The 7,066-nt window shown below is 44.0% G+C and carries 7 protein-coding genes and 1 tRNA gene; all 8 read right to left on the reverse strand.

Going from position 1 to position 7,066, the window contains the following annotated elements; genetic code table 11:
* Positions 1 to 182 precede the first annotated feature (182 nt).
* Positions 183 to 254: transfer RNA gene (locus RYL77_RS08570), tRNA-Arg, on the reverse strand.
* 66 nt (positions 255 to 320) lie between these two features.
* Positions 321 to 1,307: a GMP reductase gene (locus RYL77_RS08575; RefSeq protein WP_033688898.1), complete on the reverse strand. Its 987-nt coding sequence runs from the start codon at positions 1,305 to 1,307 to the stop codon at positions 321 to 323.
* A gap of 200 nt (positions 1,308 to 1,507) precedes the next feature.
* Complete coding sequence (locus RYL77_RS08580; protein WP_315010971.1) at positions 1,508 to 2,287, reverse strand: Sua5/YciO/YrdC/YwlC family protein; 780 nt, start codon at positions 2,285 to 2,287, stop codon at positions 1,508 to 1,510.
* A 27-nt stretch (positions 2,288 to 2,314) separates the two neighbouring features.
* Positions 2,315 to 2,908 (reverse strand): 3-isopropylmalate dehydratase small subunit, encoded by a 594-nt coding sequence (gene leuD / locus RYL77_RS08585; RefSeq protein WP_173269648.1) that lies wholly within the window; start codon positions 2,906 to 2,908, stop codon positions 2,315 to 2,317.
* 9 nt (positions 2,909 to 2,917) lie between these two features.
* Positions 2,918 to 4,300: a 3-isopropylmalate dehydratase large subunit gene (gene leuC / locus RYL77_RS08590; RefSeq protein WP_315010972.1), complete on the reverse strand. Its 1,383-nt coding sequence runs from the start codon at positions 4,298 to 4,300 to the stop codon at positions 2,918 to 2,920.
* A 3-nt stretch (positions 4,301 to 4,303) separates the two neighbouring features.
* Entirely contained in the window at positions 4,304 to 4,573 is a 270-nt protein-coding gene (locus tag RYL77_RS08595) for a DUF1294 domain-containing protein (protein ID WP_315010973.1), read from the reverse strand.
* Positions 4,570 to 5,607, reverse strand: a complete 1,038-nt coding sequence (gene leuB, locus RYL77_RS08600; protein WP_315010974.1) for a 3-isopropylmalate dehydrogenase — start codon at positions 5,605 to 5,607, stop codon at positions 4,570 to 4,572. The genes RYL77_RS08595 and leuB overlap by 4 nt, the downstream gene beginning before the upstream one ends.
* 11 nt (positions 5,608 to 5,618) lie before the next feature.
* On the reverse strand, positions 5,619 to 7,066 hold a 1,448-nt coding region (locus RYL77_RS08605; RefSeq protein ID WP_315010975.1), incomplete at its 5' end, for a 2-isopropylmalate synthase.

The raw sequence follows: 7,066 nt of genomic DNA on the forward strand, positions 1-7,066 counted from the left end.
AACTGACGAAGTCAGCTCAAAACACTGTTTTGAGGTTGCAGATAGAACTGACGAAGTCAGTAACATAACTACGGCAAGGCGACGCTGACGTGGTTTGAAGAGATTTTCGAAGAGTTTTAAGTGCAAATTTAGGGCAGTGTAAAGAAAAAAGCCCTATTAAAGGCTTTTTTAGGCTATTTACATCCACCCTGAGGGAATCGAACCCCCATCTCAAGAACCGGAATCTTACGTGATATCCATTACACTAAGGGTGGAAACTTGTTTTATTATAACAGAAATTTGCTCTAATAACAAGTTTTTTTCTGGCCATATAGCCCGTCTTAGTGGGAAGCATCCCCATTCCAGATAGAGTTTTTCACGATCACATAATCAACGTGTTTAAGGTCAGCAACCTGACGTCCACCTGCATAAGAAATAGCACTTTGAAGGTCTTGTTCCATCTCAGTTAAAGTGTCTTGCAGATGACCTTTGGCAGGAAGCAAGATTCGTTTGCCTTCCACGTTTTTATAAGCACCTTTTTGGTATTGTGAAGCTGAACCGTAGTATTCTTTGAACTGTTCACCATCAACTTCAATCGTTTTCCCTGGACTTTCGATGTGTCCTGCAAAGAGGGAACCAATCATGACCATGCTGGCACCGAAACGAATAGACTTGGCAATATCGCCATGAGTACGAATTCCTCCATCGGCGATAATCGGTTTACGGGCAGCCTTGGCACACCAGCGTAGGGCAGCCAACTGCCAACCACCTGTACCAAAACCAGTCTTGACCTTAGTGATACAAACCTTACCAGGACCGATTCCAACCTTAGTAGCATCCGCACCAGCATTTTCCAATTCACGTACAGCTTCTGGTGTTCCCACATTTCCAGCAATAACAAAGGTATCTGGCAATTCTTTCTTGATGTGTTGAATCATAGAAATCACGCTATCTGCATGACCATGAGCAATGTCAATCGTGATGTATTCCGGAGCATCAGCCTTGAGCTGGCTGACAAAATCATACTCATAGTCCTTAACACCGACAGAGATAGAAGCAATGAGCCCTTGCTCATGCATGCGTTTAATAAAAGGAATGCGTCCTTCCTCATCAAAACGGTGCATAATGTAGAAGTAGCCCCCTTTAGCTAGTTGCTCTGCTACATTTTCATCCAAAATCGTCTGCATATTAGCTGGCACAACAGGTAGTTTAAAGGTGTGATTTCCTAGAGTGACGCTTGTGTCTGCTTCTGCACGGCTTTTAATGACACATTTATTTGGAATCAATTGAATATCTTCGTAATCAAAAATTGGAAATTCATTTAACATATCGATGTCTCGTTTCTTTTGTAATGACCTACCTATGCTTGCGCATCACTACGTCTTTTCCGACGTTTCCTTAATTTATTATAAACCAAAGTACAGTTTTTGTCAAATAATTTTATAAATTAAATTATATCGTTCGGATTTTACTTTTATTAAAAACAAAAAAAGAGGAGAAATTATTTTCTCCCCACTTCTTATCTATCTTAATAATACTCTCCCTGACGGTAGTCCCATGAGTTAAAGGTGTCTGACAGGTGCATCATAATCTTATCAATGTCAAGCCCTTTGCGGATTACAACTGGAGCTGGTGAAGTTGATCGTGCTCCTCCTTGTTCTGGGATAAGTTTTCCATCCTTATCGACCATAGAGACCATCACGCCTTGCTCGTAGCGAGTTTCAATCGTTTTGTCAGGCTGGATAGATGCCACATAGTCGTCTGCTTCGATAACAAGGTCAACTGCCCTTTCGATGCGTTCTCCGATACCTTCTACTTTACCACGGTTTCCTTTTCCAGATGGGTTTGCAGATGAGGCATAGACCATCTTGCCTTCTTCCCAAAGTTTGGCAGCTAATTGTTCACCAGCTTTCCCAAACTTGATAACAAAACAGCTAGTACCACGCACGTCAGTCATCAGTTCTTCACGGCCATCCCCGTATGCTTTGAGTTTTTCAAAGGCTTCTGGTTTCCAAGGAAGGATACAACCAAGAAGAATGTCTTCATCCCAATGTTTTTGGTAAAAGGCTTCAATTTCTGGGTTGAGTTGTGCTAAAGCGCGAAGCTCATCCATGCTACCGCAGAGAACAACACCTGGTTTGTTACGGTTACGCTCTTTGGCTGCGAACTTACGCTCAAGTCCTGCCTTGTCGCTGGTCATGATAATGTAACCAACTTTAGTAGGGCAAACGATACATCCGCCCTCATCTTTTAAAATGTCATAGCCTTCTTGTGAAAGTGTTCCGTTCCATTGAATGTGTTTTGTCATAGTTCTATTTCCTTTTCTAATTTTCTTCTAATCCTGCCAGTAGGCTGGTCGTTGTTTTTCATAGGCAGCAATCAAGTCTTCATACTGCAAGGTAATTCCGATATCATCCAAACCATTTAAGAGCTTGTGTTTCCATTCGCTATCTATTTCGAAAGTGAATTCTCCAACTGGTGAGATGATTTTCTGTTGTTCCAAGTCCACAGTTACCTGATCGGTTGGTTTAAGCTGGGCTAGCTTTTCTCTAACCTCTCTGGGCTGAACAATAGGCAACATGCCATTATTGAGTTCATTATTGTAATGAATGTCACCGAAAGATCCTGCAATCACGACCTTAAAACCGTAGTCTGCTAGTGCCCAAGCTGCGTGTTCTCTCGAAGACCCTGCGCCGAAGTTATCCCCTGAGATGAGGATAGTTGCTTTACGGTATTCAGGTCTGTTAAAGACAAAGTCTGGATCCTCAGTATACTTGTCATCCAAATAACGCCAAGCATACATGAGGTACTTACCAAAGCCTTTTTTATCAATTAACTTGAGAAACTGCTTGGGTAGGATTTGGTCGGTGTCGATGTTATCATTCATGAGAGGAACGGTCGTTCCCGTATAAACTGTAAATTTCTCCATATCCTCTCCTTACTGGGCTTCTGGCATTTGCCGAACATCTACAAAGCGCCCTGCAATAGCTGCTGCTGCTGCCATGGCTGGACTGCAGAGGTGGGTCTTAGCACCAAAGCCCTGTCTGTCTTCAAAGTTGCGGTTGCTTGTTGAAGCGCAGTGGACACCATCAGGAACCTTGTCCGGATTCATTCCTAGACACATAGAACAACCTGGGTCTCTCCACTCAAAACCAGCATCCAGAAAGACCTTGTCCAAGCCCAACTTCTCAGCAGCTCGTTTGACAGGACGAGAGCCCGGAACTACGATAGCCGTTAAGTTGGGAGCAATTTTCTTTCCTTTGACAAATCGCGCAGCCAGTTGCAAGTCGCTGAGACGAGCATTGGTACAAGAACCGATAAAGATATAGCCTAGTTCAATATCAGCTGGCTTTTGACCAGGCTCCAAGTCCATGTAATTATAAGCGCGCTCATCATTCATATCCTTAATTTCTGGGAAGCTACTGTCAAAGTCAACCCCCATAGCAGGATTGGTTCCCCAGGTTACCATGGGAGCCAAGTCTGAGACATCCATCTGGATTATCTTATCATAAACAGCATCCTCATCACTGACAATTGTTTTCCAATCAGTCACAGCCTCTTCAAAGTCCTCTGGAACACATTCTCGTCCCTTGAGATAATCATAGGTGGTTTGGTCCGGATTCATGATTCCCATCTTAGATCCAAACTCGATGGACATATTGCAGATGGTCATTCGCTCTTCCATGCTCAGTGCATCAATCGCTTGTCCACGATATTCCACCACGTAGCCAACGCCGCAAGCAACGCCGTACTTGGCAATCAAGGCTAAAATGAAATCCTTGGAATAAACTCCTTTTTGAGGAACTCCAGTGAATTCCACCAGCATTTTCTTGGGTTTGACCTGCCAGAGGGTCTGTGTCGCAAAGACATGTTCGACCTCACTGGTCCCAATCCCAAAGGCGATGGCTCCAAAAGCTCCGTGGGTTGCCGTATGGCTGTCTCCACAGACGATGAATTTTCCTGGTTGAGTCCGTCCTGTTTCTGGACCAACCATGTGAACAATCCCCTGCTTTTCAGAACCGTGGGCCGCATGTTCAATCCCAAACTCCTCAACATTTTCAGCCAGCTTATCAATTTGAGCCTTAGAAATCACATCTCGAATATCGTAGATATTGACCGTCGGGACATTGTGGTCAAAGGTTCCAAATGTCAAGTCTGGTCGTCTTAATCTGCGACCTGCGTCTCGTAATCCTTGAAAAGCCTGAGGACTGGTCACTTCGTGGATATAGTGCTGGTCCACATACATGAGTTGGGGTTGCCCCTCTTCTCCTGTGATGACATGACGGTCCCATAATTTATCAAAAATCGATTTTCCTGCCATCCATTACCTCCAAATAACATATAAGACTACTAGTGTGGTCACCATCCCAAGAAACCAAACTGTTTTAAAGTACCATTTTCTAGTCTTGTGGTGAAAAGTAATTCCTGCTAACCAGGCACCAAAACCACCACAAGAAAGGGCTAAAATGAGTAAGATTTTCTCTGGGATACGCCACGTTCTTCTCCTCGCCTTGGATTTGTCAATACCATAAATGATGAAAATCATGGCATTCCAAATCAAAAGGACTAGAGTAATTTTTTCGTCTAACTTCATAACCTTGCAATAATAGCTTCTGTCATTTCCTTGGTCGAAGCCTGACCTCCTATATCTCTCGTTAAAATTCCTGCTGCCAAACTTATCTCAACAGCACGTTCAATGCACTCCGCATCCTCATAACGACCAAAGCTATCTCTCAACATCATGGCCACTGATAAAATCATGGAGATAGGATTGGCAATTCCTTGACCTGCAATATCAGGAGCTGAACCGTGAATGGGCTCATAGAGACTTGGCCCATTTTCAGAATGACTGGCTGATGGCATGACCCCAAGTGTACCAGATAGGACGCTTGATTCATCAGATAAAATATCTCCAAAAAGATTCTCCGTTACAATAACATCAAACTTAGCAGGATTGGTAATCATGAGCATGGCAGCTGAGTCGACTAGCTGGTGCTCCAAGGTTACATCTGGGAAATCCTGTGCGACTTCCTCAGCTACTTTCCGCCAGAGTTTTGAGGTCGCTAGAACGTTCTGCTTATCGATACTAGTCACGATTTTTCTGCGATTTCTTGCAATTTCAAAGGCCTTACGAATAATCCGCTCTACTTCCTCATAGCTATAGTCGTTGATATCACGCGCTTTTCGCTCTTCAAGGATATGATCTCCAAAGTAAATCCCGCCTGTCAACTCACGCACCACGACAAAGTCTACACCAGCAATTCGTTCTGGTTTGAGTGGTGACAAATGCTTGAGACTGTCAAAGATTTTTACGGGGCGAATATTGGCATAAAGATTGAGTTCCTTACGGAGAGCCAGCAGTCCTTGTTCAGGCCGAACCGCTGCCCCATCATACTGGGGACTCCCAATAGCCGCTAGGAGAATGGCATCTGCTTCTCTACAAGCCTTAAGAGTATCATCAGGTAAGGGATGGCCTGCTGCATCAATACCTGCACCTCCAAAAGGTCGTCTGTCTATTTCATAGACAAAGCCTGTTTTTTTAGCTAGGGCTTCCAGAACATCTAAACCAGCCTCCATGATTTCTGGGCCGATTCCATCCCCTGCTAGAGCTACTATTTTCTTTGTCATAGCATCCTCCTTTACACACTAGGCATATCGCGATAGGAAACGCTACGGCCCATCTCGCCAGCATTCTCTTTTTGAACAAAGGTATTGGCATTGATGTAGGCAATAGCCGAAGCCTTCAACACATCGAAATCAAGCCCTGCTGCATTAAAGATGGTTTCTGTATCTCTGTTTTCAACAGTGACCAAGACCCGAGCCTGGGCATCGATCCCATCTGTCACCGCATCAATAGTATAGGACACCAAGCGGACGGATTGGTTAAAGAATTTATCGATAGCGTTAAAGATTGCTTCAACGGAACCTTGCCCTGTCGCATTAAATTCGACTTTCTCACCATCCATATTGGCTAGGCTAACGAGTGCTTCAATGTTATTATCTGCATGAGTTTGAAGTTGTAAATCATCAAAGTGGAAGCCTTCTGGGTTTTCAACCATGGTTCCAGCGACCAACGCTCGAATATCTGCATCTGTGATTTCTTGTTTCTTATCTGCCAGTGCCTTGAACTTAGCAAAGAGTGGTTTGATATCCTCTTCTGTAAAGTCTAGGGCCAATTCTCTTAGTTTTTCAACAAAGGCATGGCGACCTGACAATTTTCCAAGAGGAAGGCTATTGCTCTTAACACCAACCAATTCAGGGGTGATAATCTCATAAGTAAGAGGATTTTTAAGGACTCCGTCTTGGTGAATACCAGATTCGTGAGAAAAGGCATTACCACCAACCACAGCCTTGTTTTTAGGAACCGGAATACCTGAGAAGCGAGAAACCATTTCAGAAGTATTGATTGTCTCATTTAGGACAATACTGGTTTCTGCTTGGTAGTAATCTTGGCGAATATTGAGCGCCACTGCTATTTCTTCCAAGGCAGCATTTCCAGCTCGCTCCCCAATACCGTTTATAGTCCCTTCGACACGTCCTGCCCCATTCTTAACAGCAGCAAGGCTATTAGCTACTGCCATTCCGAGGTCATCGTGACAGTGAGGCGAATAGATAATCTGACGATCCGTTTTGACATTCTCAATCAAGTGTTTGAAGATAGCTCCGTATTCCTCTGGGATGGTAAATCCTACCGTGTCAGGAATATTGATATAAGACGCCCCTGCATCAACCGCTGTTTGAACAACTTGCAAGAGGAAATCCAACTCTGTTCTGGTCGCATCTTCAGGAGAGAATTCGACCACTTCAAACTTAGAACGGGCATAAGAAACGTGCTCCTTAATAGCTTCCAAAATCTCTTCCTTGCTCTTATTGAGCTTATACTTTCGGTGAATCGGACTGGTAGCGATAAAGACGTGAACCTGTGGATACTTGGCGTCCTTGAGGGCTTCATAACAAGCATCAATATCAGACTTGACAGAGCGAGCCAAACCAGTCACTGCTGTTTTCTTCAAGACCTTAGCAATCTCCTTCACTGCCGTAAATGAGTCTGGGCTAGCCGCTGGAAAACCAGCTTCGATGGCTGAAA

This window comes from uncultured Streptococcus sp. (genome assembly GCF_963516515.1).
Lineage (GTDB): Bacteria > Bacillota > Bacilli > Lactobacillales > Streptococcaceae > Streptococcus.